The sequence below is a fragment of the Actinoplanes sp. NPDC021490 genome, assembly GCF_055562135.1.
In genome coordinates this window covers 185,543-209,643 of record NZ_JBVHFW010000022.1, presented here as the reverse complement: position 1 = coordinate 209,643, position 24,101 = coordinate 185,543, and the positions used below count along the sequence as shown (strand labels likewise).

Here is a 24,101-nt window from a genome sequence, read left to right as displayed (position 1 = left end):
CAAAGGGCAGGGTCGGAGGAAAGCAATTTTCTCCGGGAGCCGGGTGGTCTGCGTGTCGCTGTTCTGGCGGATCTTCTCGTTGAACGCGGCGGTCCTGACCGTCGCGGCCCTCGTGCTGCTGTTCGCCCCGGTGACCGTGTCGGCGACCGCCCGGCTGGCCGAGGCGCTCGTCATCCTGGCCGGCACCGCGGTCACCCTGGTCGCGAACGCGGTGATGCTGCGGGTCGGCCTGGCCCCGCTGGCCCGGCTGACCCGGGTGATGACCACGATCGACCTGCTCAAGCCGGGCACCCGGCTGGCCGCCCGCGGCCACGGCGAGATCGCGCAGCTGATCACCGGGTTCAACTCGATGCTGGAGCGGCTGGAAGCGGAGCGGGCGTCCAGTGCCGGGCGCGCCCTGTCGGCGCAGGAGGCCGAGCGGCACCGGATCGCGCAGGAGCTGCACGACGAGATCGGCCAGACGCTGACGGCCGTGCTGCTCGACCTCAAACGGGTGGCCAAGGCGGCCCCGGCGGCGGTCCGGGACCAGCTGTTGCAGGTGCAGGAGAGCACCCGCAACGCCCTCGACGAGATCCGCCGGATCGCCCGCCGGCTGCGCCCGGGTGTGCTCGACGAGCTGGGGCTGGCCAGTGCCCTGCGCGCGCTGGCGGGCGAGTTCACCACGGCCGGCATGTCGGTGCGGCGCCAGGTCGGCGTCGATCTGCCGGTGCTGCCCAAGGACGTCGAGCTGGTCGTCTACCGGGTGGCGCAGGAGAGCCTGACCAACGCCGCGAGGCATTCGGCGGCCCAGCACGTCGATCTGGTGCTGGCCCAGGACGACAACGAGATCCGGCTTTGCGTACGAGATGACGGCCGTGGCCTGCGAGGCGCGGCGGAAGGGGCGGGGATCCGCGGAATGCGAGAACGGGCACTACTGATAGGCGCGGGCCTGACTGTCGAGTCGGGCGTCGCCGGGGGCACCTCGGTCCAGCTGCGGGTGCCGACATGATCCGCATCCTGCTGGCCGACGACCATGCCCTCGTACGCCGGGGGGTGCGCCTGATCCTGGACGGCGAACCGGACCTCGAGGTGATCGCCGAGGCCGCGGACGGGGCCGAGGCCCTGGCCCTGGCGGCCGCCGACCCGCCCGACCTCGCCGTGCTCGACATCGCCATGCCGCGGATGACCGGCCTGCAGGCCGCCCGCGAGCTCACCCGCACCCATCCGGGAGTCCGCGTCCTGATCCTCACCATGTACGACAACGAGCAGTTCTTCTTCGAGGCCCTGCGGGTCGGCGCGGCCGGCTACGTGCTGAAGTCCGTGGCCGACCAGGATCTCGTCGAGGCCTGCCACGCCGCCATGCGCGACGAGCCGTTCCTCTATCCCGGCGCGGTCACCGCGCTGGTCCGCGACTATCTGGAGCGGGCACGCACCGGGGCCGAGATCCCGGCCCGGGCGGTCACCGAGCGCGAGGAGGAGGTGCTCAAGCTCGTCGCCGAGGGCCACTCGACGCGCGAGATCGCCGAGATGCTCCACATCAGCGTCAAGACGGTCGAGCGCCACCGGTCCAACATCCTCACCAAGCTCGGCCTCAAGGACCGCCAGGAGCTGACCCGGTACGCCATCCGCGCGGGGCTGATCGAGCCGTGATGCTGCTCGTCCTGATCTTGCACGCCGCGGCCGCCCTGCTGGCCCCGTTGCTCGTGCGGGCCCTCGGCAACCGTGCCCTCTATCTGCTGGCCCTGGTGCCGGCGTCGACCTTCGGGTGGGCCCTCGTCCAGCAGGCGCCGGCCGCCGAGGTCCATCCGTGGGTGCCGCACCTGGGCATGGAGCTGGCCCTCCGGATGGGCACGCTGTCGTGGCTGATGCTGCTCATCGTCAGCGGCATCGGCGCGGTGGTGCTGGCCTACTGCGCGCGCTACTTCGACGAGGGCGACCCGTCGCTGGGTCGTTTCGCCGGCGTCTTCCTCGGTTTCGTCACGGCCATGACCGGCCTGGTGGTCTCCGACGACCTTTTGCTGCTGTACGTCTTCTGGGAGCTCACCACCGTCTTCTCGTACCTGCTGATCGGGCACAAAGGAGAGCAGGCGGCCGGGCGGCGCGCGGCGATGCAGGCCCTCGTGGTGACGACCGCGGGCGGGCTGGCCATGCTGGTCGGCTTCGTGATGCTGGGGCACAGCGCGGGCACGTACCGCTGGTCGGAGATCGCCGCCGGGCCGTTGCCCGAGGGCAGCGCGGTGGCGGCCATCCTGATCCTGGCCGGGGCGCTGTCCAAGTCGGCCATCTTCCCGTTCAGCTTCTGGCTGCCGGCCGCGATGGCCGCGCCCACCCCCGCGTCGGCCTATCTGCACGCGGCGTCGATGGTGAAGGCCGGGGTGTTCCTGCTCGGGCTGATGGGCCCGCTGCTGGCCCAGGCCGGGCCGTGGCGGCCGGTCGCGGTCACCGCCGGGCTGCTGACGATGCTGCTCGGCGGCTGGGCCGCGATGCGCCAGCACGACCTCAAACTGCTTCTCGCGTACGGCACCGTCAGCCAGCTGGGCCTGCTGACCGTGGCGTTCGGGGCCGCCGGGCGCACGGCCGTGCTGGCCGGGGCGGCCCTGCTGCTCGCGCACGCCCTGTTCAAGGCGGCCCTTTTCCTGGTCGTCGGCATCATCGACCGCCGGACCGGCTCGCGCGATCTGCGGGGCCTCAGCGGTCTGGGCCGGCGCTCGCCCGTGCTGGCCGGGATCGCCGGGCTGGCCGTGGCCTCGATGGCCGGGGTGCCGCCGCTGGCCGGGTTCGTCGGCAAGGAGTCGCTGTTCGCGGCGTTCGAGCACGGCGGGACGACCGACCGGCTGGTGCTGCTCGCGCTGGTCGCCGGGTCGGCGCTGACCGTGGCGTACGGGCTGAGGTTCCTGTGGGGCGCCTTCGCCCGCAAGCCCGGGGTCGCGCCGGTCGATTTCACCGCCCCGGGGTGGAGTTTCGTGGCGCCGGCCGGGCTGCTGTCGCTCACCGGTCTCGCCGCCGGGATCGGCGCGTCCTGGCTGGACGGCGTGCTCACCCCGTACGCGGAACTGTTCCCCGGCCCGGCCGGGCACCTCGCGCTGTGGCACGGCTTCGGACTGCCGCTGCTGCTGTCGGCCGTCGTGCTGGCCGCCGGCGGGGTGGTCTTCGCGGCTCACCTGCGGGGGCGTCCGTGGCCCCGGCAGAAGGTGCCGCAGGCCGAGGATGTCTACCGGCGGTTGATGAACGCCGTCGACCGGGCCGCCGTCGAGCTGACCGGGGCCACCCAGCGCGGGTCCCTGCCGTTCTCGCTCGGCGTGATCCTGGTCGTGCTGGTGATCATGGGCGCGAGCACGCTGCTGCTGGCCGGTGCGCCCTGGCCTTCCGGCCTGCGGCTCTGGGACACCCCGCTGCAGCTGGTGGCGGGGGCCGTCGTGGCCGGGGCCGCGCTGGTCGCCGCCCGTGCGCAACGCCGCCTGACCGCGATGATTCTGGTCGGGGTGTGCGGCTACGGAATCGCCGTGATGTTCGTGCTGCACGGGGCGCCCGACCTGGCCCTCACCCAGTTCCTGGTCGAGACGGTCACCATCGTCATGTTCGTGCTGGTGCTGCGGCGGCTGCCGGTGCGTTTCTCGGCCCGGCCGCTGCGGGTGACCCGGGTGATCCGTACGGTCATCGCGGTCTCGACCGGCGTGGTCGCCGCGAGCATGGCCTACGTGGCGGCCGGCGGGCGGATCGCGACGCCGATCTCGGGTGGTTTCGCCGAGCCCGCGGTGTCGTACGGCGGCGGGCACAACATCGTCAACGTGGCGCTGGTCGACATCCGCGCCTGGGACACGATGGGCGAGATCTCAGTGCTCGTGGTGGCCGCGACCGGCGTGGCCAGCCTGATCTTCCGCCGGACGGGGGCGCTGCAGCGCCGCCGGGCCGAGCGGGGCGGCAACGGCTCACCGGCCGGGGCGTGGCTGCGGGCCGGGGACAACCCGGAGGCCCGCCGCCAGTCGATCATCCTGCAGGTGGTGGCCCGGCTGCTGTTCCACACGATCGTGCTGTTCTCGGTCTATCTGCTGTTCTCGGGGCACAACGCGCCCGGCGGCGGGTTCGCTGGTGGCCTGGTCGCCGGGCTGGCCCTGACCACCCGTTATCTGGCCGGCGGGCGGCGCGAGCTGAACGCGGCGGCCCCGGTCGACGCCGGTCTCGTGCTCGGCGCGGGTCTGCTGATCGCGGTCGGCACCGGCGCGGCCGGGCTGGTCGCGGGCGGCCAGGTGCTGCAGAGCGCGCTGGTCGACCTGCACCTTCCGGTGCTCGGCCACATCCACTTCGCCACCTCGGCCTTCTTCGACATCGGCGTCTATCTGATCGTGGTCGCGCTGGTGCTCGAGATCCTGCGCAGCCTCGGCGCCGAGCTGGACCGCCAGCACGACGCGGCCGCCCGCGAGGAACGCCGGGCCCTCGAACGACAGAAGGAGCCGGTGTAATGACTCCGAACCTGGTCTACATCGTCGTGATCGGCGTGCTGTTCGCCGCCGGTGTCTCGATGGTGCTCGAACGCAGCCTCACCCGCGTCCTGATGGGGATGATCCTGCTCGGCAACGGGGTGAACCTGCTGATCCTGCTGGGCGGCAAGGCCGGGACGCCGCCGATCGTGGGCCTCGGCCCGGACGAGGAGATGGCCGATCCGCTGCCCCAGATCATGATCCTGACCGCGATCGTCATCACGCTCGGGATGACCGCCTTCCTGCTCGCCCTGGCCTATCGCAGCTGGGCGATGTCCGGGCACGACGAGGTGCAGGACGACGTCGAGGATCGCCGGATCATGCAGCTCGCCGAGCGCGACGAGGGATCCGGCACCGACGACACCGACCACACCGACGTTCCGCCCCTTCCCGACCGTGAGGCCGCTCGATGACCTTTCTCGTTCCGCTGCCCGTCGTGATGCCGCTGCTCGGCGCGGCGCTCACGCTGATGATGGCGGGCAAGCCGCGGGCCCAGCGGACGGTCAGCCTCACCGTGCTCACCGCCACGCTGCTCGTCTCGTGCGCGCTGCTCTACCTCTCGACCACCGACGGCTCGCTGGTCGTGGCGGTCGGCGGGTGGGAGGCGCCGCTGGGCATCGTGCTCATCGCCGACCAGCTGGCCGCCCTGATGCTGGTGGTCTCGTCGGCCGTGACCCTGTGCGTGCTGGTCTATTCGATCGGGCAGGGCATGGCCGACGGCCACGAGGAGACGCCGCTGTCGGTCTACCACCCCACATACCTGGTGCTGACGGCCGGTGTGACCAACGCGTTCCTGGCCGGCGACCTGTTCAACCTGTACGTCGGGTTCGAGATCCTGCTCGTGGCCAGCTACGTGCTGCTGACGATCGGGGGCACCGAGAACAGGATCCGCGCCGGGTCGACGTACGTGGTGGTCAGTCTGTTGTCCTCGGTGATCTTCCTGACCGCGATCGGGCTCATCTACGCCGCCACCGGCACGCTCAATCTGGCCCAGCTGGTCGATCGGCTGGACGCGCTGCCCGACGGCCTGCGGCTGATCCTGCAGGGCATGCTGCTGCTCGCGTTCGGCATCAAGGCCGCCGTCTTCCCGCTGTCGTCGTGGCTCCCGGACAGCTATCCGACCGCGCCGGCCCCGGTCACGGCGGTGTTCGCGGGCCTGCTGACCAAGGTCGGCGTGTACGCGATCATCCGGACCGAGACGCTGCTGTTCCCCGGCGGACGCGCGGCGGTGGTGCTGCTCGTGACCGGGCTGCTCACCATGGTGATCGGCATCCTCGGCGCGGTCGCCCAGTCCGACATCAAACGGTTGCTGTCGTTCACGCTGATCAGCCATATCGGCTACCTGCTCTTCGGGGTGGGCCTGACCACGCAGCTCGGACTGTCCAGCGCGATCTTCTACGTGGTCCACCACATCACGATCCAGACCACGCTGTTCCTGGCGGCCGGGCTGATCGAGCAACGCGGCGGCAGCACGGCCCTGGACAAGCTGGGCGGTCTGGCCAAGCTCTCCCCCGTGCTCGCCGTGCTGTTCCTGGTGCCCGCGCTCAACCTGGCCGGCATCCCGCCGTTCTCCGGGTTCATCGGCAAGCTCGGCCTCGTACAGGCCGGGGTGGCCGACGGCGGCGTGCTGGCCTGGATGCTCGTCGCCGGTGGGATCCTGACCAGCCTGCTCACCCTGTACGCGGTCGCCCGCGTCTGGAACCTGGCCTTCTGGCGTACGCCGCCCAAGTCGATGCCGTCGGGCCGGCTGCCCGCGCTGATGGTCGCGCCGACCCTCGCCCTGGTCGTGCTGGGCGCGGCGCTGACGTTCGCCGCCGGGCCGCTGTTCGAGGTGGGCGATCAGGCCGCGTCGACGCTGATGCAGCGCTCGGGCTATGTCGAGGCGGTCTTCGGAGGGGGTGCGCCGTGACCGGCGGACGATGGCGGGACCGCGGCGTGGCGGCGGCCGGGCTGACCCTGATCTGGATGCTGCTGTGGGGCTCGTTCACCCCGCTGACCTTCGCCGGCGGGCTGCTCGTGGCGGTCATCGTGCTGGTGGTGTTCCCGCTGCCGCCGATCACCTACGCCGGTCGGATCCACCCGCTCGGGCTGCTGCGGTTCGCCGTCCGGTTCCTGCGCGACCTGGTGCTGGCCAGCGCGCAGGTGGCCTCGCTGGCGTTCCGGTTCGGCCACGAGCCGCGCAGCGCGATCATCGCCGTGCCGCTGCGCTGCCCGTCCGACCTGGGACTGACCCTCACGGCCGAGGCGCTGTCGCTGGTTCCGGGCAGCCTGATCGTCGACGTGGACCGCAAGCGCGGAATTCTCTACGTACACGTGCTGGGCGTGGCCGACGCCGCCTCCGTCGAGCAATTCCGGCTGGGGGTCCTGGAACTGGAAGGCCGGATCATCCGCGCGTTCGGCTCCCCCGCCGAGCGCCGCGTCCTCGAGGAGGTCTCCGCATGACTGTCGTCGCGGTGGTCGTCACCACCCTGCTCGCCATCGGCGCCGGCCTGGCCCTGATCCGCATCGTGCGCGGCCCGTCGGTGCTCGACCGGATCGTCGCCACCGACGTGCTGCTGGCCGTCATCGTCATGGCCCTGGCCGCGGAGGCCGCGTTCTCGCGCGACGCCACGGTCCTGCCGGTGCTGGCCGTCCTGTCCATCCTGGGCTTCACCGGCGCGGTCAGCGTGGCCCGCTTCGCGATCCGGCGGGACCCGCGATGAACGGCTTTCTCGACGTCGCCGCCGGTTTCTGCCTGATCGTCGGCGCGCTGCTGAGCCTGTCGGCCGGGGTGGCGCTGATGCGCTTCCCCGACCTGCTCTCCCGCATGCACGCGGCAACCAAGCCGCAGGTGCTGGGCCTGCTGCTCGTGCTGACCGGCTGCGCGCTGCGCCTGCGCGACGCCGTCGACATCACCACGCTGCTGCTGGTCGCCGTGTTCAGCATGGCCACGGCCCCGGTGGCCGCCCACATGATCGGCCGGGCCGGCTACCGCGCGGGCCTGGCCCGCGAGGACAAGCTGGTCGTCGACGAGCTCCGCAACGCCGGCGACCGACGGTGAGGGGGGCCACGATGGAGCCCTTCGGCATCCCACCGCCACCCTCGCCGGCGGACGCCGCCCTGGCCCGCCGCATCGCCGAGGCCCTGGCCGCGGACGACCGCTTCCGGCGTCAGCCGCTGGCTGTCCAGGTGCAGAACGGCGTGCCCATCCTGACCGGCCGGGTGGAGAGCCCGGAAGTCCACGACGCCCTGCTCGGCGAGGTGCGCCGGCTCCCCGGCGTCCGCGACCTGTGCGACGCCCTCACGGTCGCCGACGGCGAGACCCGCCTGCGCGAGGCCCGCCAGTTCGGCGAGCTGGCCGCCCGCCTGGCCACCTCGCCGGCCCGGAGCACCCGCCGATCCTCCCCCGCGGCGGTCGTCGCCCGGATCGCCGTGCTCACCGTGACGGCCGCCGTCGTCCTCGTCGAGGTGGCCGGCTGGCTGGCCGCCCTCTTCGGCGTCGGCCTGCTCGCCTGGGCCGCCGACGTCCTGCTCCGCCGCAAGGGCCACCGGCCATGAGGTGACGTTCGCGCCGGCCTTCCGTGTGGTATTTGTGGGCGTCGACCGCTGCGGTGCCCAGGTCGGCGACGAGCAGAGGATGACACGATGTCGGACACCCACGGGGCCAAGGCCCCCCACCCGGCCGCATCCGGTCGGGCAGTCACGGTGCTCGGCGTCGTGGCAGTGCTGGCGATCGCTCTCGACCAGATCGTCAAGGAGCTGTCGACCAACGGGCTGACCGGGAACGAACCGGTCCGGATCCTCGGCGGCCTGGTCTATCTCTCCCTCTGGCGCAACAGCGGCGCCGCCTGGAGTGTCGGCAGCGGACACACGTGGGTGTTCCCGGTGATCGCCATCGCCGTCGCCGGATGGATCGGCTGGACGGCACTACGCCTGCGCTCGGCGCCGTGGGCGGTTGCGCTCGGTCTCGTGCTGGGCGGGGCGCTCGGCAACCTCACCGACCGGCTGTTCCGGGATCCGGGCATGTTCCAGGGCCATGTGGTCGACATGATCAGCGTCTTCGGCCCGGACGCCCGCTACTTTCCGATCTTCAACATCGCCGACAGTTGCCTCTTCATCGGCGTGCTGCTGGCGGTCCTGCTCGAGCTGACCGGCCGGAGGCGCGACGGGTCGGGCTCACCGCAGCGAGCTGAAAAGGCCGTTCGCGGTAAGCGGCGCCTTTGATACCGTCCGATGCGTCACGAGTGCCAGTGCGAAGCCCCGGCTTGCTGGCCGGCAACCCCCTCGTCGTGGGTGGGTGCTCCGGGTGATGACCAGGTCCGGCGCGCGGGGTGCCGGGCAAGACACGACCGGGAGTGTTCCGTGATTCTGCCCAGGCCTGTCCTTCAGGGCTCGCTCGTACGCCTCGAACCGCTGACCCACGACCACGCCGGTGATCTGGCCGCGGCGGTCGCGCACGACCGGGATTCGTTCGGCTGGACCTGGGTGCCGGCTCCCGAGCAGGTCGGTGACTACATCGACCAGCAGCTGGCGCGGGCCGCCGGCGGGGAGATGACGCCGTACGCGCAGATCGAGATGCGGAGCGGGCGGGCGGTCGGCGCCACGGCGTACTGGGATCCGCGACGGCGGCCGGAGAACGGCGAGCTGTATGCGATCGAGGTCGGCTTCACGTGGCTGGGCGCCGCGGCGCAGGGCACCGGGGTCAACACCGAGGCGAAGCTGCTGCTGTTCGCGCACGCCTTCGAGCAGTGGCGGGTCGATCGGGTCGACCTCAAGACCGACGCGCGCAACGCCCGTTCCCGGGCGGCGATCGCGGCCACCGGCGCCACGTTCGAGGGGGTGCTGCGCCGCTGGTCCCGTTCGTGGGCGCCCGGTGAGGAGGGGCTGTTACGCGACTCGGCGATGTTCTCGGTCATCGCGCCGGAGTGGCCCGCTTGCCGAGCCGAACTGGAGCAGAGGCTGGCGGCACGGTGACCGGCTGGGAGTCCTGGTTCGAGTTCGGCGCCGCCCTGTCCCTGGCCCCGGGCGTCCACGCGCCCTCGCGGTTCTCGGCCCTGCTCGCGGCGGCCATGGGTGACTGCCGTGGCCGTACGGTCATCGACGCGGGCTGCGGGGCGGGGCTGATCACGATCGCGGCGCTGCGGGCCGGGGCCCGGCAGGTGGTGGCCATCGACTCGGACCCGGCCGCCGTCGAGCTGACCCGGCGGAACGTGGCCAGGACGGTGGACGACCTGGCCCGCCTGGAGGCTCGGCAACTCGATTTCCGGGAGCTGGCCGGCCTCGACGCGGACCTGCTCGCCGTCAACCCGCCGCAGCGGCCCGCGTCCACGCTGGAGGCGGTCGAACCCGACCAGCGGCACCTGCACGAGGGCGGCGGCCCGGACGGCCTCGACACCCTACGGCTCGTTCTCCGGCACACCGAAGCGGCCACCGTACGCACCACCGCCGCCGGCATTCTGCCGATCCACACGGTCACGGCCGCACCGGCCCGGCGCGTGCTCATGGCCACCCTTCCCATGCATCCGGCCTGGCACCCGCTGACCGGCCCGGAAGCGCCGGTCAGCGTGTGGGATCTGTCCGCAGCCATTCCCGGGCCGCCGCGACCAGGGCAGCCACACCGGCGCTGATCGTCGGGTCGGGCACCGGGTGATAGAGCGGCGAGTGGTTGGACGGGATCCGGCTCGCGACCTCGATCAGCTGCTCGACGCCGGTGGCCTCGCGGTACAGGGCCGGGTCGGCCCCGCCGAGCAGCCAGTAGCTGATCGGCGCGCCCGCCGCGGTGGCCAGCACCTGCACGTCCTCGCTGCTCGGCAACGGTCCCGGGTCGACGACGCGGCCGGGGCCGGTCACCGATTCCAGCGCGCGGCGGGTCCGTGCGGCCGTGGCCACGTCGTTGACCAGCGTCGGCGCGGATTCCTCGAGCACGATTGACGGGTCGCGGGGTGCGCCGGCCGCCGCCGCCTCGGCCGTCACGATGCGCTCGATCGCGGTCAGCACCCGGTCGCGCACCTCCGGGTCGTAGGTGCGGACGTTGAGCAGCAGCGTCGCCGAGTCGGGGATGATGTTGTGCTTGGTCCCGGCCTGGATCGCGCCCACGGTGACCACCGCCGTCTCGGTCGTCGACACCTCGCGGGCAACGATTGTCTGCAGTCGCATCACGGTCGCCGCCGCGATCACGACCGGGTCGACGGTGGTCTCGGGCCGGGAGCCGTGCCCACCCCGGCCATGGATGGTCACCCGCAGCGAGTCGGAGGCCGCCCACATCGGCCCGGGGGTCAGCCCGACGACGCCCGCCGGCAGCGGCGCCACGTGCTGCCCGAGCACGATGCCGGGTTTCGGGACCCGGGCGACGAGACCGTCCTCGACCATCGCCTGCGCGCCCTTGGCCAGTTCCTCGGCCGGTTGGAAGATCGCGACCACCGTGCCGTGCCACCCGTCGTCCGCGGCCAGCTCGGCGGCCGCCCCCATCAGCCAGGTGACGTGCATGTCGTGGCCGCAGGCGTGGGACACTCCGTCGACCTCGCTGGCGTACGGCAGCCCGGTCTCCTCGGTGACGGGCAGCGCGTCCATGTCGGCGCGCAGCCACACCACCGGCCCGTCCCCGCGGCGCAGCACTCCCGCGACCCCGGTGCCGCCGAGACCTTCGATGACCTCGTACGCATGGTCGCGCAGCCAGGCGGCCGCGATGCCCGCCGTCCGATGCTCCTGGAACGACAGTTCCGGGTGACGATGCAGATCCTCGTAGACGTCTCGAAGCTCCATGCCTGGACGCTACGCGCGTCTCCCGTAGGCGTAGGGTCGGCCGGCGTGACAACCGGATGGCATGGGCAGAGCGGCCCGCCGGGGTTTCTGGCCGCCGCCGCCGAGCACGCCCGCCGGGTGCTCGCGGCGGACGGCCCCGAGGCTACATATGACGCGGGCATGGACTTCGCCGGCCTGGCCGGGCGGGCCATGGGGGCGACCCCTGAGGGCGAGTACATCGCCGAGTTCCCGGCAGCGCTCAGCCTGGTCTGGGGTTCGCTGACCGACGAGATGGACGCCCCCGGCCGCGGCTCGCCGGAACAGGACGCCGCCGCGGTCCGGCACATGCGGCAGGCGGCCACCGAATGGCTCGAGGTGGTCGATTCCCCCGGCGAAGCGGCCGCCTACCTCGACCGCTGGGTCTACGAGGAGTGCGGCTACGAACGACCGGCGCCCTGATCGGGGCCGGCGCGGCCCCGGCCGATGAGCCAGGGCCGCGCCGTGCAGCGCTCACAGCACGCGGATGGTCACCCGGTCGTAGCGGGTCAGCGGGAACGTGCCGCTGTCGGTGCCCTGCAGAATCACCGAGATCGTCTGGCCCGCTTGGGCGTCCGCCGGAACCCTCACCGACGCCGACGAACCGTGGGTCGTGATGCCGGCCGGCCCGGGATAGGTGCCCTCCTCGCGATACTGCCACCACGAGGCGGTCACCCGGCGGCCGTCCGGGTCGGCGAGCTTCGCGCGCAGCGCCACAGTGGAGCCGGGGCGGGCCCGCACGAGGTCGCCGCCGGCGATCCGGACCGACGGCGGGTGGTTGCCCTGGGACCGGCGCGGCGTCAGAGTCCACCGGATGCGGGCCGCGAAGTCGTTCTGAGCCGCGGCCGCCCAGCGCAGCGTGGTCAGGTTGGCCACGTCGGCGCCGGTCGCGTCCTTCTCGGTGGGGACGAGCTTCCACAGGTCGGGTGACGACGACACCTGGTAGGCGCGGCCGCCCCATCCGCCGGTGGCCGGGTTTGCCGGGTTCTGCAGGCCCGTACGGAGAAGCTGGTTGAACACGACGTTGTCGCCCTCGGACAGGAAGTCGTACGGGCCCATCGGTTTGCACCAGCCGCCGGGCGCCTTGACCGGGTCGCCGAAGACGTCGAGCGGGTCGCCGGGGGTGGTCTGCCCGTCGAGCCAGGAACGGTAGAGCGAACCCCACGGACCGACCTGGATGTTCTCGCGGATCCAGGCGCCGGTGAAGTAGACCCGGTCGGCGGGCAGACCGCGTACATTGCCGCGGCCGTTGTTGTTGCAGTTGAATCCCCACGTCGCGTAACCGGCCGACAGTTCCTCGACGCGCACCGCGGGCCACGCCTTGGAGATGTAGTTCGCGTACGTCTCGTCCTGGAATCCGCTGGCCAGAATGACGGCCTTCTTCGAGACGGCAGCGCGCACGGAAGCCCATCGGGGCGTACCGGAATAGCGCACCTCAATGGACTTCAGAGCCCGCGCGATCGTGCTCGTCCCGCCCCACGCCTGCAGATAGAGCGGCCGCCGGTCGTGGTCGAGCAGCAGATCCCGGATCAGATTCGAGCCGGGCGTGTCCGACGCCATCTCGCCCTCGAACGCGATGTTGCCCAGCCGCACCAGGGACTTCAGGCGGGCCGGGGACGGATAGGCCGGGTCGTGCCTGCGCAGATTCGGATAGACCTTCGCGTACGCGGGAAGGATCTGGTCTTCGATCGTCGTCGAGCCGGTCCAGCGCCAGGACGTCTGCGGGGTCGTGTATTCGCGGTTGGGCAGGAAGAACTCGGTGCCCCGGCCGTCGCCGGCCCAGTGGAATTTGCTGCTGCTGTAAATGATGCCCTGGGTGTCGAGCTCGTTGGTGTAGAGCATGTAACGCACGAGCGAGGCGATGTCGTCGGATTCCATGTCGGTGGTGACGACCGTCCGCGGCTTGCCGGCATCGTGCCCGGAGCTCGCCGCAACCGGCGACGCGGACAAGAGACTGGCGCCCAGACCGAGTGCGGCGGCGAGAGCGATCACCCGGCGCATCACAGCTCCCCGAAGAGCGCGGTCTGCACGATGCGCTGGGCGGCCATCGCGTCCTGCCGCTCCTGCGCCTCGGCCAGCCCCGCGGTGTCGAGCCGGTCGAGGGCCCGGTGGATCCGCTTCAGCGTGCCGATCGCCGTGTTCGCCGCGTCCACGCTGTCCTCGCGGAACGGGAACTGGTCGAGCTGCCAGACCCCGTCCCAGTTGTTCTTGCGCAGCGTGTGGAAGAACTCGAAGATCTCCGTCAGGTGGACGGTTCCGACCACGAGGTCGTCGTCCCAGCCGCGCAGGTTGTCGTTGACGTCCATGCCGTAGAGCCGGCCGTGGTCGATGATCAGCTGGGCCGCGTCGGCCGGCGATTCCCCGCCGTAGAGGCTGTGACCGAAGTCGAGCAGGATGCCGACGTTGTCCAGCCCGATTTCCTGGATGCCCAGCAGCGAGCGAGCCGCCGAGTCCCAGGTCATCTTGACGCGGGGTTCGCGCGGCTTGTACTCGATGGCGAACTTGAGGTCGGGGTGCGCCCCGGCCAGCTCGCGCATGCCGTCGACGGCCAGTTTCCACAGCGTGCGGTGGTCGACCTGGAACGGGTAGTCCCAGCCGTCCTGACCGGGCCAGATCTTGACGTAGTCGGCTCCGAGCTCGCGCACGATGCCCGCGGCCTCGTGCATCAGATCGAGAGCGGCCTTCCGTACGCCGGGGTCGGGGTTGGTGAAGGCGCCCCGGCTGAACCGGCGCAGGTAGATCTCCGGCGTGATGCCGATGGCCGTCAGCTCCTGGGCGGCCAGCGCGTCCTTGACCTCGCTGAGGCCGACGCCGGGGGTGAAAGGGTAGTTGAGGTCGACCACGGACAGGTCCTCGACCTGCCCGGCCAGCTCGATGGCGTCGAGCGTGGTGCGGGCCGGCCCGTAGCCGTCGCTGGCGTAGCGGTCGACGTAGGTGGCGAAGTGCCAGAGGCCGGCGCCGAAGCGGGGGTAGTCGGTCATGCGGTGCTCCCATCACGAGGGGTGCGGGCCCGGCCGACTGCTTCCCGCCACGCGGAGCGGAGCGCGGCGGTGCCGGCGGGCTGGGGACGGAATTCGTCGTACGAGATCGGCGGGGTGAAGCCCCCGGCCAGGAACGCGGCGCCGAGGGCGGAGAGGTTGGTCGTGCGGGCGCGCCGGACGGGCACGCCGGTGAGGTCGGCCTGGATCTGCATGAGCACGTCGTTGCCGCTGGCGCCGCCGTCGGCCAGCACCCGGTCGGGCGGACCCATGGCGTCGATGACATCGGTGACCTGGTGGGCGATCGACTCGACGGCGGCCCGGGCGAGCTGGGCGGGCCGGGTGCCGAGGGTGAGGCCGCTGATCACGCCGACCGCGGTGTCGTCCCACCAGGGCGCGGCCAGTCCGCCGAACGCCGGCACGAGGTGGACGCCGTCGCTGGACGCCCCGGCCGCCATCTCCCCGATCCGGTCCACTGCGACGTCGAGGAACGACGCCAGCCAGGCGACGGTCGCGCCGGACGAGCGGATGTTGCCCTCGGCGGCCAGAGCGTCGTTCCAGGCGACCGTGAGGCAGACACCGGTGTCATCGGTGGCGCCGAGCCGCATCACCGAGGACCCGGTGCCGTAGGTGACCTTGACGCCGCCCTCGATCAGCGGGCCGTGCGCGTAGAGCGCCGCGTGCGAGTCCCCGAGCACGGCGGTGATGGGCAGCCCGGCCAGCGCTCCCCCGCGCGGGCCGATCACGCCGAGCGGCCCCGACGAGGGGGTCACGGCCGGCAGCGCGGCCGGCGGGATCCCGAACAGGCCGAGCAGTTCCGGGCTCCACGACCCGGCCCGGACGTCGAGCAGCTGCGTACGGGAGGCGTTGCCCGACTCGATCTGGTGGCTTCCGGTCAGCGCGAACAGCAACCACGAGTCGACGGTTCCGGCCACCGCGCCGGGCGTCCGGTCGAGCAGCCACCGCAGCTTGGCCGCGCTGAACATCGGGTCGAGGGGAAGACCACTGATCTCCCGTACGCGGGAAGCCTGTCCTTTCTCCCGCAGGGCGTCGCAGATCGGCTGGGCCCGCTGGTCCTGCCACCCCAGCACCGGCCCGGCCGGCTCGCCGGTCCGCTTGTCCCACACGACCGCCGATTCGCGCTGGGTGCTCAGCCCGACCGCCGTGACCCGCGCCCGGTCGATGCCCGCGAGACAGGCCGCGGCCGCCGTCAGCACGCTGTCGAGAATCTCGTCCGCGTCCTGCTCGACCCAGCCCGGCCGCGGGTACCGGATCGGCACGGGCGCCGACCCGCTGCCGACCACGGCGCCCGACGGGTCGACCAGCAGGCACTTGGTGGAGCTGGTGCCCTGGTCGACCGCGAGGACGAGGTCGTCAGGCATCGGGGCGGGCCAGCCCGATCGCGGCCTGCCGGATGTCGCCGGCGGTCAGCCCGAAGTGCTCGAGCAGGAACTCGGTGGTGCCGGTGGGCGCGAACTCGCGGTCGATGCCGAGCAGGCGCATCGGCACCGGGGCGCGCCCGGTGACGACGACCGCCGCGACCGCCGCGCCCAGGCCGCCGGTGGTGGTGGCCTCCTCGGCGGTGACGATCCCCCGGGTTTCGGTCATGGCCCGCCGGATCGCGTCCTCGTCGAGGGGCGCGATCGTCGACATGTTCAGCACTCGCACGGACACTCCCTGATCGGCGGCCTCCTCGGCCGCTTCGAGCGCGCGGGAGACCATGGTTCCGGCCGCCACCACCGTGACATCCGTGCCGTCGCGCAGCGTGGTCGCCGCGCCGAAGGTGAACGGACGGTCACCGGTCACCGCGGGCACCTTGAAACGGCCGACGCGCAGGAAGGCGGGCCGGGCCGCGTGGGCCGCCCACCGCACGGCCGACCGGGTCTCGGCCGGATCGGCCGGCACGACCACGTCGAGTCCGGCGATCGCCCGCAACCACGAGAGGTCCTCGATCGAGTGGTGGGTCGGGCCGAGTTCCCCGTACGCCATGCCGGGGCTCATGCCGCACAGGACGACGGGCGACTGGCTGTACGCGACGTCGGCCTTGATCTGCTCGAGCGCGCGCCCGGTGAGGAACGGTGAGGCGCCGCAGACGAACGGGATGTAGCCGCTGAGCGCCAGACCGGCCCCGACTCCGACCATGTCCTGCTCGGCGATCCCCACGTTGATCAGCCGGTCAGGGAACTCCTTCTGAAACTGCACGAGGTTGCTGGACCCGACCGAGTCGTTGCACACCGCCACGATGCGCTCGTCCTCGCGGGCCAGGGCGCTCAGTTCCTCGGCGAACGCGACCCGGCAGTCGAAGAGCTCACGGACGGGCGCGCTCATCGGGCCAGCTCCGCCGCCGCCGTGACGATCTGCTCGGCCGACGGCACCTTGTGATGCCACTCCACCCGGTCCTCCATGAAGGAGACGCCCCTTCCCTTGGTCGTGTTGGCGATGACGCACATCGGCCGGTCGCCCCGCGGCCCGGTGAACGCGTCGAGCAGCGCGAGGTGGTCGTGCCCGTCGACCTCGAGCACGTCCCACCCGAACGCGCGGAACTTGTCGTCGAGCGGGTCGAGCGTGTTCGTCTCCTCGGTGCGGGCGCCCTGCTGCAAACGGTTGCGGTCGATCACCGCGGTCAGGTTCGACAGGCGGCGGTGCCCGGCGGTCATCGCGGCCTCCCAGTTGCTGCCCTCCTGCAGCTCGCCGTCGCCGAGCACCACAAAAACGTGCCGCGACGAGGAGGAGAGCCGGGCGGCGACGGCCATGCCGACGGAGACGGGCAGGCCGTGACCGAGCGGGCCGGTGTTGGTCTCGACGCCCGGCACCTTGACCCGGTTGGGGTGACCGTTGAGGGCGGAGAGCGGACCGGCGAACGTGTCGAGCTCGGCCGACGGGAAGAACCCGGCCGCGGCCAGGGTGGTGTAGAGCGCCCCGGCGGTGTGGCCCTTGCTGAGCACGAGCCGGTCGCGGTCGGCCCAATCGGGCTTCTCGGGGTCGATCCGCAGCACGGCGAAGAACAGGGTGGTCAGGATGTCGAGGACGGACATGTCGCCGCCCACGTGACCCAGGCCGGCCCGGCCGATCATGTGCAGGTCGGTGGTACGGGACTGGTTGGCCCGCTCCCGCAGCATCTCGCGTCGGCGCTCGGGACCGGCGTCGGTGAACTCCTGCCGGAATAGGCGCCAGGCGGCGGCGGTACGGGGGTCGGCGACCAGCATGGTGTGCCTTTCTGCGGTGGTGAAGGGCGGGCCTCGGCGGGCCCGCCCCGGTGTTCAGGAGCCTTCGACGGCGAAGTTCTTGACCGATCCGGCGTTGTCGGGGTTGACGAGCACGCAGTCGATCGACTGCTTCTCGGGCTGGTCGGTCTTGCCGCCGGCCTTGAGGTAGGCGTCGGCCTGGTCGACGGCCATCTCGGCGATCTTGCTGGCGGGCTGCAGGACGGTCGCCTTGATCGCCTTCTTCTGGATCGAGGAGACGACGTCGGGGCTGCCGTCGAAGCCGACGACGATGATGTCCTTCTTGCTGGAGGCCTGGACCGCCGCGTACGCGCCCAGGGCCATCGTGTCGTTGCCGGCGATGATGCCCTTGATGTTCGGGTGCGCCTGCAAAATGGTCTGAGTTTTCTGCAGCGCCTCGGCCTGGTCCCAGTTCGCGCTCTGCTGCGCGACCATCTTGAGGTCCGGGTACTGGTCGAGGATGCCGTGGTAGCCCTTCGAGCGGACCCCGGCGTTGGTGTCGGTGGGCTTGCCGAGCAGCTCGGCGTACTCGCCCTTGCTGCCCATCAGCTTGGCGAACTCCTGACCGCCGAGGCCGGCGCCCTGGGCGTTGTTGGAGACGATCTGGGCGACCGCGACGCCGGTCTTGTTGATTTCCCGGTCGATCAGGAACGTCGGGATGCTGGCGTCCTTGGCCCGCTGGATGGCGGTGACCGAGGCGTCCGCGCCCGCGTTGTCCAGGATGATCGCGGCTGCCTTGCGCGAGATCGCCGTGTCGAACTGCTGGCTCTGCTTGGTCGGGTCGTCGTCGTGGCTGAGCACCAGCGTCTCGTAGCCGAGCTTCTTGGCCTGCGCGTCGGCCGCGTCCTGCTCGGCCTTGAAGAACACGTTGTCGGGCGACGGCGTGATGATGACGATCAGCTTGGACGCGGCCGGGGCCGCGCTCTCGCCGGACGACGAGGACCCTTCGTCGTCGCCGCCACCACAGGCGGCCAGGGCGAGCACCGAGGCGGCGCCGACGGCGAGAAAAGCTCTCCGGGAGGGGAGGTATTTCATGGGATTTGTCCCTTCACAAGCGATGGAGCGGGGGAGTTTCGGCGGTGCGGGTGATCAGGTGGTGCGTTTGGCGAGGTTGGACTGCAGGCGCTGCTGGGCCTGCTCGGTGATGACGGCGAAGACGATGACGGCGCCCTTGACCACGGACTGCCAGAAGGTGGAGACGCCGACCAGGACCAGGCCGTCGCTCAGGAAGCCGATGACGAAGGCGCCCATGACGGTGCCGATGATCGTGCCGCGGCCGCCGCTGAGCGCGGTGCCGCCGAGCACCGCCGCGGCGATCGCGTTGAGCTCGTACGTCGTCGCGGTGTCCGGATAGGCGGCGCCCAGCTCGGAGGTCAGCAGCAGGCCGGCCAGCGCGGCGCACGCGCCCGAGATGACGTACACGGCAATCTTGATCCTGGTGACCCGGATGCCGGAGAGCACCGCCGCGCGCTCGTTGCCACCCACGGCGAAGATGCGCTTGCCGAACGGGGTCTTGGTGGTCACGACGATCGCCGCCGCCGCGACCACCACCATGATCCAGACGGCGACCGGGATGCCCAGGATGCTGTCGACGCCGATGAACCCGAAGCCGGTGTTGCCGCGCGCCTCGGTGCCGGCCAGGTCGGGGTAGGTGCCGCCGTCGCTGTGCAACTGCGCGGCGCCGCGGGCCACGTAGAGCATGCCGAGGGTGGCGATGAACGGCGCCACCTTGAACCGGGTGATCAGCACGCCGTTGACCGCGCCGACCAGCGCGCCGACCACGATGCCGATGAGAATGACCACGGCCACCGAGAAGAAGATGGTGCCGCCGGGCATGTCGAAGCCCTTGAACAGCAGACCGCCCGCGACCATGCTGGCCAGGCCCGCGATCGAGCCCACCGACAGGTCGATGCCGCCGGTCAGGATCACGAAGGTGACGCCGATGGCCAGGATCGCGTTGATGGCCACGTGCTTGGTCATCAGGATCAGGTTGCTCTGCGTCAGATACTCCGACGAGATCGAGCTGAAGATGATCACCAGGATGACCAGGACGACCAGCGTGCGCCCGCGCAGGAGCAGCAGGGCGGCCCGGGCCGGCGCGGTGTTCTTCGGCTCGTCCGGCTGAGGCGCGGCGGCTTCCCGGGGCGGAGCCACGTGCGTGTCGGTCATGGTGTCCTGCCCTCCGGGACGCTGCCCGACGTGTCAGTCATTTGCGGCCTCCAGGACGCTTTCGGATGCGGAAGCGGTGACGAGCGCTTCCTCGGTGACGTTCTCGGCGGTGAACTCGGCGGTGACGCGGCCGCGGGCCATCACCAGCACCCGGTCGGCCATGGCCATCACCTCGGCCAGCTCGGACGAGATGAACAGGACCCCGAAGCCCTGGGCGGCCAGGTCGGCCATCAGCGAGGCGATCTGCGACTTGGCGCCGACGTCGATGCCGCGGGTCGGCTCGTCCAGCAGCAGCACGACCGGGTCGGTGAGCAGGGCGCGGGCCAGGACGACCTTCTGCTGGTTGCCGCCGCTGAGCGAGGTGACGAGCGCGCCCAGCCCGGGGATCTTGATGGCCAGCTCGCCGACCTTGCCCCGGGCCGTGCGCTGCTCCGCGCCGCCGTTCAGCAGCCCGCCGCGGGTCATCCGGGCGAGGGTCGCGAGCAGAATGTTCTCCCGTACGGACATGGTCTGCACGAGACCGTCGCGCTGGCGGTCCTCGGGCACCAGGGCCAGACCGGCCGCCATCCGGGCCTGCACCGTGCCCTTGGGCTCCCGGGTTCCGCGCACGAGAACCTCGCCGGCGCTCGCCCTGCGCATGCCCATCAGCGTCTCGACCAGCTCGGTGCGGCCCGCGCCCATCAGGCCGTAGATGCCGACCACCTCGCCGGCCCGCACGGTCAGCGACACGTCGTCGACCTTGACCGTGCCCGGGACGGTCAGACCGCGCACGTCGAGCAGGACGTCACCGGCCGGGGAGCTGTTGCGGACGTACAGGGAATCGGGGTCCCGGCCGACCATCTGGCGCACGATCCAGCCGGTGTCGGTGCGGCTCATCGATTCGTGGGCGACGAGGCTGCCGTCGCGGAAGACCGTCACCCAGTCGCCGATGCGGCGGAACTCGTCGAGCTTGTGCGAGATGTAGATGACCGTGACGTCGTCCCGGCGCAGATCGCCCATCACGTCGAACAGCACGTCGACCTCGTGGTTGGACAGCGCCGACGTCGGCTCATCCATGATCAGCACCCGTACGTCCTCCAGAAGCACCCGCCCGATCTCGACGAGCTGCTGCTGGCCGATCGGCAGGTCGCCGACGAGCGTGTCCGGGTCGACCTTGTCCTGGCCGAGCCGCCGGAGGACCTCGCGGGCGCGGCGGCGCTGCCCGGCGGCGTCGACGAACCGGCCGCCCTTGCGCAGCTCACGGCCCGCGAAGAGGTTCTCGGCGATGGTCAGGTTGGGGAAGAGGCTGAGCTCCTGGTGGATGATCCCGATGCCGCGCTTCTGCGCCTCGCGCGGGTTGGGCAGCTGCACCGCCTCACCCTCGAGAAGGATCTCGCCGCTGGTCGGCTGTTCACTGCCGGACAGGATCTTCATCAGCGTGGACTTGCCCGCGCCGTTCTCGCCGACCAGGACATTGACCTTCCCCCGGTACGCGGTGAAGGTGACATCCTTGAGCGCCTTGACGCCGCCGTAGTTCTTGCTGATGTTGCGCGCCTCGAGAATCTCCGGCATCACTGCACCGCCAGCTCGGTCGGCACCAGGAAGATCGTGCCGGGAGTCAGCGACGAGAACGCGCCGTAGAAGCTGACCTTCTTGCCCTTCAGCGTGTCCCGGTCCACCTTGGCGATGACGTCGGTCTTGACCTTGTCGTTGATCTGGTTCGCGACCTCGGCGTAGTCGATCTGGTTGGTGAAGTCGCCGAACGCGATGAACCCGACGGCGTCGCGCACGGCCGTGCCGGCGATGACCGGGCCGCTCGCGATGGTCAGCTTGAGCGGGCGGCCGCCGGCCTGCGGCACCTCGACGGTGATCGGGCCGGTGGGGACCGAGGTGTCGACTTCGGTGACCGTGCCCGTGCCCTTGACCATGAACGCGTACGGGCTGCCCGTGCCGGCCTGCTTGCCGAGCTCGCGGCCGGCCGCCTCCGGGTCCTCCTTGATCGCGGCGGCCACCTCGGTGACGTCCTTGGCGTTGTCGTGGACGGCCGGGACGATCTTCTGCGCCCAGTTGTCGTTCACGTAGGTCGCCGGGTCGGTGGCGTTCGACTCGGCCGCGGCCTGCCCGTCCTTCTCGTACACGTAGACGCCCGGCACCTTGGAGCAGGCCGTCACCGCCGAGGCGAGCGCCAGCGTCGTCGCCGCCGCAAGCAATCGGCGCGTGATCACCGTCATGTTGAATATCCATTCATAGGCGATTGGGCATGCCACCACTGTGAATGGTGGATGTCACGCTTGTCAACGGGTTGTTCCGCTCTCGCTTCGCCGCTCTCCGCTGGCCGCCCGGCGGCGGTGAATGGATATTCTTCGGAGTCGCGACATGCACAACGGGAGGTCGGAGTGGCAGAGCGCTACGCGGTGGACGAGGTCGCCCCCGAGCAGATCCGGCTGCTGACCAAGGTGGCGCGCATGTACCACGAGCGGGGCATGCGCCAGCCCCAGATCGCCCAGCAGCTGCACATCTCCCAGCCGCGCGTGTCCAGGTTGCTCAAACGCGCGGTCGACCTGGGCATCGTGCGCACGACGGTGACCGCGCCGCGCGGGGTCTACGCGGAACTCGAGGAACAGATCGAGCAGGCGTACGGGCTGACCGAGGTGATCGTGGCCGACACCGACGACCACGCCGACGAGAGCCACGTGATGCGGGCCCTCGGCTCGGCGGCGGCGGTCCACCTCGAGACGACGCTGATGGGCGGCGAACGGATCGGGGTGTCATCGTGGAGCTCGACGATCCTGGCCACGGTCGAGGCCATGCATCCCCGGCCCACCCCGGTCGCCGACCAGGTGGTGCAGATGCTGGGCGGCGTCGGCAACGTGACGGCGCAGACCCAGGCGACCCGCATCACCGGCCGCTTGGCCGCCCTGACCGGCGCTCAGGCCGTCTATCTGCCGGCGCCCGGCCTGCTGGCGTCGGGCGACATGCGGCAGATGTTCGTCACGGACCCCAACATCGAGCCGGTGCTGAAGGCGTGCGACGACCTGACCATGGCGCTGGTCGGCGTGGGCAGCATCGAACCGTCCCCGCTGCTGCGCGAAAGCGGCAACGCGTTCGCCGAAAGCGAGCTGCCAGGCTTGCGCTCAGCCGGCGCCGTCGGCGACGTGTGCATGCGCTTCTTCGACGCCGAGGGCGGGCACATCGAGTCGGCCTTCGACGAACGCGTCCTAGGCATCGACCCGGCCACGCTGATGCGCGTCCCCCGGCGGGTGGCCGTGGCCGGCGGCCTGCGCAAGAAAAACGCCATCCGGGCCGCCGTCCGGGGCGGCTGGGTCAACGTTCTCATCACCGATCTGCAGGTGGCGCGAAGCCTCCTGGAATAGGCGCCACCCAGCGTCAACCTCCTCCCCAAGAGCACAAAGTCGAACCGCTGCGTGCCGGGGTAGTCCTTCTCGACGCCGATCAGCAGGGGAACATCTTCGGTGCGGGCACGCTCTTGAAGCGCGCGGATGATGGCGGTGCCGATTCCGCGGTTCTGCACGGACGGCAGAAGCTGAATACCGGCGAGCCGGAGAAAGCCGTCACCCCGAACCACCCGCAACCGGCCGATGATGTCGTCACCCTCCACCACGACGTCGCCAAGGGTGCGGCGCGTCCAATCGGCGAAACCGTCCCGCCACTCCGCTTCTTCGGCCGGCGTCATCGCGGGCCAGCGGGCTTGCGCCTTGGTGGCCAGCATGACGATGTCGGCCAGCAGGAAGGCGTCGTTTTGGGTGGCCGGCCGAAGAGCGAATATGCCGTCCATAGCTCCAATCACCCCTTGACTTCGGCGGCTTCGACTCACCGGGGCAGCCGCTCCAATTTGCAGTCTGCGATCCACCTCCGCGCTGCTCCTTGAACTGCTTCGCCGCGCGTGCCCATTCGGCCTCGCCCTGCGACCTGCCGCGCCACGCCCACTGCATCTCGCACCGAACCATCGCGCCTCTGTCCAGTCGGCGTCCACCCTCCGTCCGCCCGGGCTGCACCCCATCCGTTCCGCGACCTCGCAACGCCATCCACACGCGTCGGCGCAGCACGGTGAACCGCACCGCCCGGCACCATCCCGTACGGGGACTCATCTCGAATTCTGCTTGGTCTCTGCGTGTGGCGTGGTCACGGTTGGTGCGCTCCCCCAGATGCCGCAATCGCCTACCGCATACGGCCCCGCAGCGCCATCGACATCCAGCACCACCGCCGAAACGGGCCCGCTGCACAATGGCTCCGGCACATCGCAAGATATTCATAGGCGCTGGGACATTGATCAATACAATGGCGCGATTGGCATGATCCAATACTGACATGGCGCGGCTCGGGTGCGGAACAATTAAGCATGGGCCAGATGTCGTTGTTCAGCCGGGCCGAGACTGCTGCAATGCGCGATCGGACCTTGGGGCGCAATTATTCGGCAGAGCGGGAGAGGTTTCGGCGCGAGCATGAGCGGCATCGTTCGTGGGGCTTGAAGCGGCGGCATGCGGAGAAGATGCGGCGCCTGCAAGAACTTGGCCTGG

24 protein-coding genes, 1 pseudogene and 1 riboswitch are annotated in these 24,101 nt (G+C 71.0%); of the genes and pseudogenes, 14 read left to right on the top strand and 11 right to left on the bottom strand.

Annotated elements, in window-relative coordinates; genetic code table 11:
* Window positions 1-52 precede the first annotated feature (52 nt).
* From ACZ3I4_RS41845 to ACZ3I4_RS41790, 12 genes are all read left to right on the top strand, one after another.
* A complete protein-coding gene (locus tag ACZ3I4_RS41845) occupies window positions 53-988 on the top strand; it encodes a sensor histidine kinase (RefSeq protein ID WP_465387693.1) in 936 nt (311 codons plus the stop codon).
* On the top strand, window positions 985-1,629 hold the full coding sequence (locus tag ACZ3I4_RS41840; RefSeq protein ID WP_465387692.1) for a response regulator: 645 nt from the start codon (window positions 985-987) through the stop codon (window positions 1,627-1,629). The genes ACZ3I4_RS41845 and ACZ3I4_RS41840 overlap by 4 nt, the downstream gene beginning before the upstream one ends.
* Window positions 1,629-4,439, top strand: coding sequence for a Na+/H+ antiporter subunit A (locus ACZ3I4_RS41835; RefSeq protein ID WP_465387691.1), 2,811 nt, complete (start codon window positions 1,629-1,631; stop codon window positions 4,437-4,439). Before ACZ3I4_RS41840 ends, ACZ3I4_RS41835 begins: the two co-directional genes overlap by 1 nt.
* The gene (locus ACZ3I4_RS41830) at window positions 4,439-4,870 is read left to right on the top strand and encodes a Na(+)/H(+) antiporter subunit C (RefSeq protein ID WP_465387690.1); all 432 of its coding nucleotides are present in this window, start codon (window positions 4,439-4,441) and stop codon (window positions 4,868-4,870) included. Before ACZ3I4_RS41835 ends, ACZ3I4_RS41830 begins: the two co-directional genes overlap by 1 nt.
* The gene (locus tag ACZ3I4_RS41825; RefSeq protein WP_465387689.1) at window positions 4,867-6,366 is read left to right on the top strand and encodes a Na+/H+ antiporter subunit D; all 1,500 of its coding nucleotides are present in this window, start codon (window positions 4,867-4,869) and stop codon (window positions 6,364-6,366) included. Before ACZ3I4_RS41830 ends, ACZ3I4_RS41825 begins: the two co-directional genes overlap by 4 nt.
* A complete protein-coding gene (locus ACZ3I4_RS41820; protein WP_465387688.1) occupies window positions 6,363-6,899 on the top strand; it encodes a Na+/H+ antiporter subunit E in 537 nt (178 codons plus the stop codon). Before ACZ3I4_RS41825 ends, ACZ3I4_RS41820 begins: the two co-directional genes overlap by 4 nt.
* Window positions 6,896-7,159 carry a monovalent cation/H+ antiporter complex subunit F gene (locus ACZ3I4_RS41815; RefSeq protein ID WP_465387687.1) on the top strand — a complete coding sequence of 88 codons (264 nt, stop codon included), beginning with the start codon at window positions 6,896-6,898 and terminating at the stop codon, window positions 7,157-7,159. Before ACZ3I4_RS41820 ends, ACZ3I4_RS41815 begins: the two co-directional genes overlap by 4 nt.
* Window positions 7,156-7,497, top strand: a complete 342-nt coding sequence (gene mnhG / locus ACZ3I4_RS41810; protein ID WP_465387686.1) for a monovalent cation/H(+) antiporter subunit G — start codon at window positions 7,156-7,158, stop codon at window positions 7,495-7,497. The genes ACZ3I4_RS41815 and mnhG overlap by 4 nt, the downstream gene beginning before the upstream one ends.
* 11 nt (window positions 7,498-7,508) lie before the next feature.
* Window positions 7,509-7,994 carry a BON domain-containing protein gene (locus tag ACZ3I4_RS41805; protein ID WP_465387685.1) on the top strand — a complete coding sequence of 162 codons (486 nt, stop codon included), beginning with the start codon at window positions 7,509-7,511 and terminating at the stop codon, window positions 7,992-7,994.
* 87 nt (window positions 7,995-8,081) lie between these two features.
* The gene (gene lspA / locus ACZ3I4_RS41800) at window positions 8,082-8,660 is read left to right on the top strand and encodes a signal peptidase II (protein WP_465387684.1); all 579 of its coding nucleotides are present in this window, start codon (window positions 8,082-8,084) and stop codon (window positions 8,658-8,660) included.
* Window positions 8,661-8,672: 12 nt separating this feature from the next.
* Window positions 8,673-8,787, top strand: a riboswitch (SAM riboswitch).
* 11 nt (window positions 8,788-8,798) lie between these two features.
* Window positions 8,799-9,410 (top strand): GNAT family N-acetyltransferase, encoded by a 612-nt coding sequence (locus tag ACZ3I4_RS41795; protein ID WP_465387683.1) that lies wholly within the window; start codon window positions 8,799-8,801, stop codon window positions 9,408-9,410.
* Window positions 9,407-10,063: a 50S ribosomal protein L11 methyltransferase gene (locus tag ACZ3I4_RS41790; RefSeq protein WP_465387682.1), complete on the top strand. Its 657-nt coding sequence runs from the start codon at window positions 9,407-9,409 to the stop codon at window positions 10,061-10,063. Before ACZ3I4_RS41795 ends, ACZ3I4_RS41790 begins: the two co-directional genes overlap by 4 nt.
* Here the strand turns inward: ACZ3I4_RS41790 and ACZ3I4_RS41785 are convergent.
* Window positions 9,996-11,198 carry an amidohydrolase gene (locus ACZ3I4_RS41785; RefSeq protein ID WP_465387681.1) on the bottom strand — a complete coding sequence of 401 codons (1,203 nt, stop codon included), beginning with the start codon at window positions 11,196-11,198 and terminating at the stop codon, window positions 9,996-9,998. The genes ACZ3I4_RS41790 and ACZ3I4_RS41785 overlap by 68 nt on opposite strands.
* A gap of 45 nt (window positions 11,199-11,243) precedes the next feature.
* On the opposite strand from ACZ3I4_RS41785, the gene ACZ3I4_RS41780 reads away from it, so the two are divergent.
* The gene (locus tag ACZ3I4_RS41780; protein ID WP_465387680.1) at window positions 11,244-11,636 is read left to right on the top strand and encodes a hypothetical protein; all 393 of its coding nucleotides are present in this window, start codon (window positions 11,244-11,246) and stop codon (window positions 11,634-11,636) included.
* 51 nt (window positions 11,637-11,687) lie between these two features.
* Here ACZ3I4_RS41780 and ACZ3I4_RS41775 read toward each other — a convergent pair whose 3' ends face one another.
* Genes ACZ3I4_RS41775 through ACZ3I4_RS41735 form a run of 9 tightly spaced genes read right to left on the bottom strand, consistent with a single transcriptional unit; the run spans window position 11,688 to window position 21,794 of the window.
* On the bottom strand, window positions 11,688-13,214 hold the full coding sequence (locus tag ACZ3I4_RS41775) for a DUF1593 domain-containing protein (protein ID WP_465387679.1): 1,527 nt from the start codon (window positions 13,212-13,214) through the stop codon (window positions 11,688-11,690).
* A complete protein-coding gene (locus ACZ3I4_RS41770) occupies window positions 13,214-14,194 on the bottom strand; it encodes a sugar phosphate isomerase/epimerase family protein (RefSeq protein ID WP_465387678.1) in 981 nt (326 codons plus the stop codon). The genes ACZ3I4_RS41775 and ACZ3I4_RS41770 overlap by 1 nt, the downstream gene beginning before the upstream one ends.
* Window positions 14,191-15,573, bottom strand: coding sequence for an FGGY-family carbohydrate kinase (locus ACZ3I4_RS41765; protein WP_465387677.1), 1,383 nt, complete (start codon window positions 15,571-15,573; stop codon window positions 14,191-14,193). The genes ACZ3I4_RS41770 and ACZ3I4_RS41765 overlap by 4 nt, the downstream gene beginning before the upstream one ends.
* A complete protein-coding gene (locus tag ACZ3I4_RS41760; RefSeq protein ID WP_465387676.1) occupies window positions 15,566-16,519 on the bottom strand; it encodes a transketolase family protein in 954 nt (317 codons plus the stop codon). Before ACZ3I4_RS41760 ends, ACZ3I4_RS41765 begins: the two co-directional genes overlap by 8 nt.
* Window positions 16,516-17,397, bottom strand: coding sequence for a transketolase (locus ACZ3I4_RS41755; RefSeq protein ID WP_465387675.1), 882 nt, complete (start codon window positions 17,395-17,397; stop codon window positions 16,516-16,518). Before ACZ3I4_RS41755 ends, ACZ3I4_RS41760 begins: the two co-directional genes overlap by 4 nt.
* Window positions 17,398-17,451: 54 nt before the next feature.
* A complete protein-coding gene (locus ACZ3I4_RS41750; protein WP_465387674.1) occupies window positions 17,452-18,450 on the bottom strand; it encodes a substrate-binding domain-containing protein in 999 nt (332 codons plus the stop codon).
* A 54-nt stretch (window positions 18,451-18,504) separates the two neighbouring features.
* The gene (locus tag ACZ3I4_RS41745) at window positions 18,505-19,584 is read right to left on the bottom strand and encodes an ABC transporter permease (protein WP_465387673.1); all 1,080 of its coding nucleotides are present in this window, start codon (window positions 19,582-19,584) and stop codon (window positions 18,505-18,507) included.
* A gap of 33 nt (window positions 19,585-19,617) precedes the next feature.
* Window positions 19,618-21,135, bottom strand: coding sequence for a sugar ABC transporter ATP-binding protein (locus tag ACZ3I4_RS41740; RefSeq protein WP_465387672.1), 1,518 nt, complete (start codon window positions 21,133-21,135; stop codon window positions 19,618-19,620).
* Window positions 21,135-21,794 (bottom strand): DUF2291 family protein, encoded by a 660-nt coding sequence (locus tag ACZ3I4_RS41735; RefSeq protein ID WP_465387671.1) that lies wholly within the window; start codon window positions 21,792-21,794, stop codon window positions 21,135-21,137. The genes ACZ3I4_RS41740 and ACZ3I4_RS41735 overlap by 1 nt, the downstream gene beginning before the upstream one ends.
* Window positions 21,795-21,959: 165 nt before the next feature.
* On the opposite strand from ACZ3I4_RS41735, the gene ACZ3I4_RS41730 reads away from it, so the two are divergent.
* Window positions 21,960-22,937 carry a sugar-binding transcriptional regulator gene (locus tag ACZ3I4_RS41730; protein WP_465387670.1) on the top strand — a complete coding sequence of 326 codons (978 nt, stop codon included), beginning with the start codon at window positions 21,960-21,962 and terminating at the stop codon, window positions 22,935-22,937.
* A gap of 113 nt (window positions 22,938-23,050) precedes the next feature.
* Here the strand turns inward: ACZ3I4_RS41730 and ACZ3I4_RS41725 are convergent.
* A pseudogene (locus ACZ3I4_RS41725) lies at window positions 23,051-23,257 on the bottom strand (GNAT family N-acetyltransferase); the annotation flags it as partial.
* Window positions 23,258-24,101: the final 844 nt, after the last annotated feature.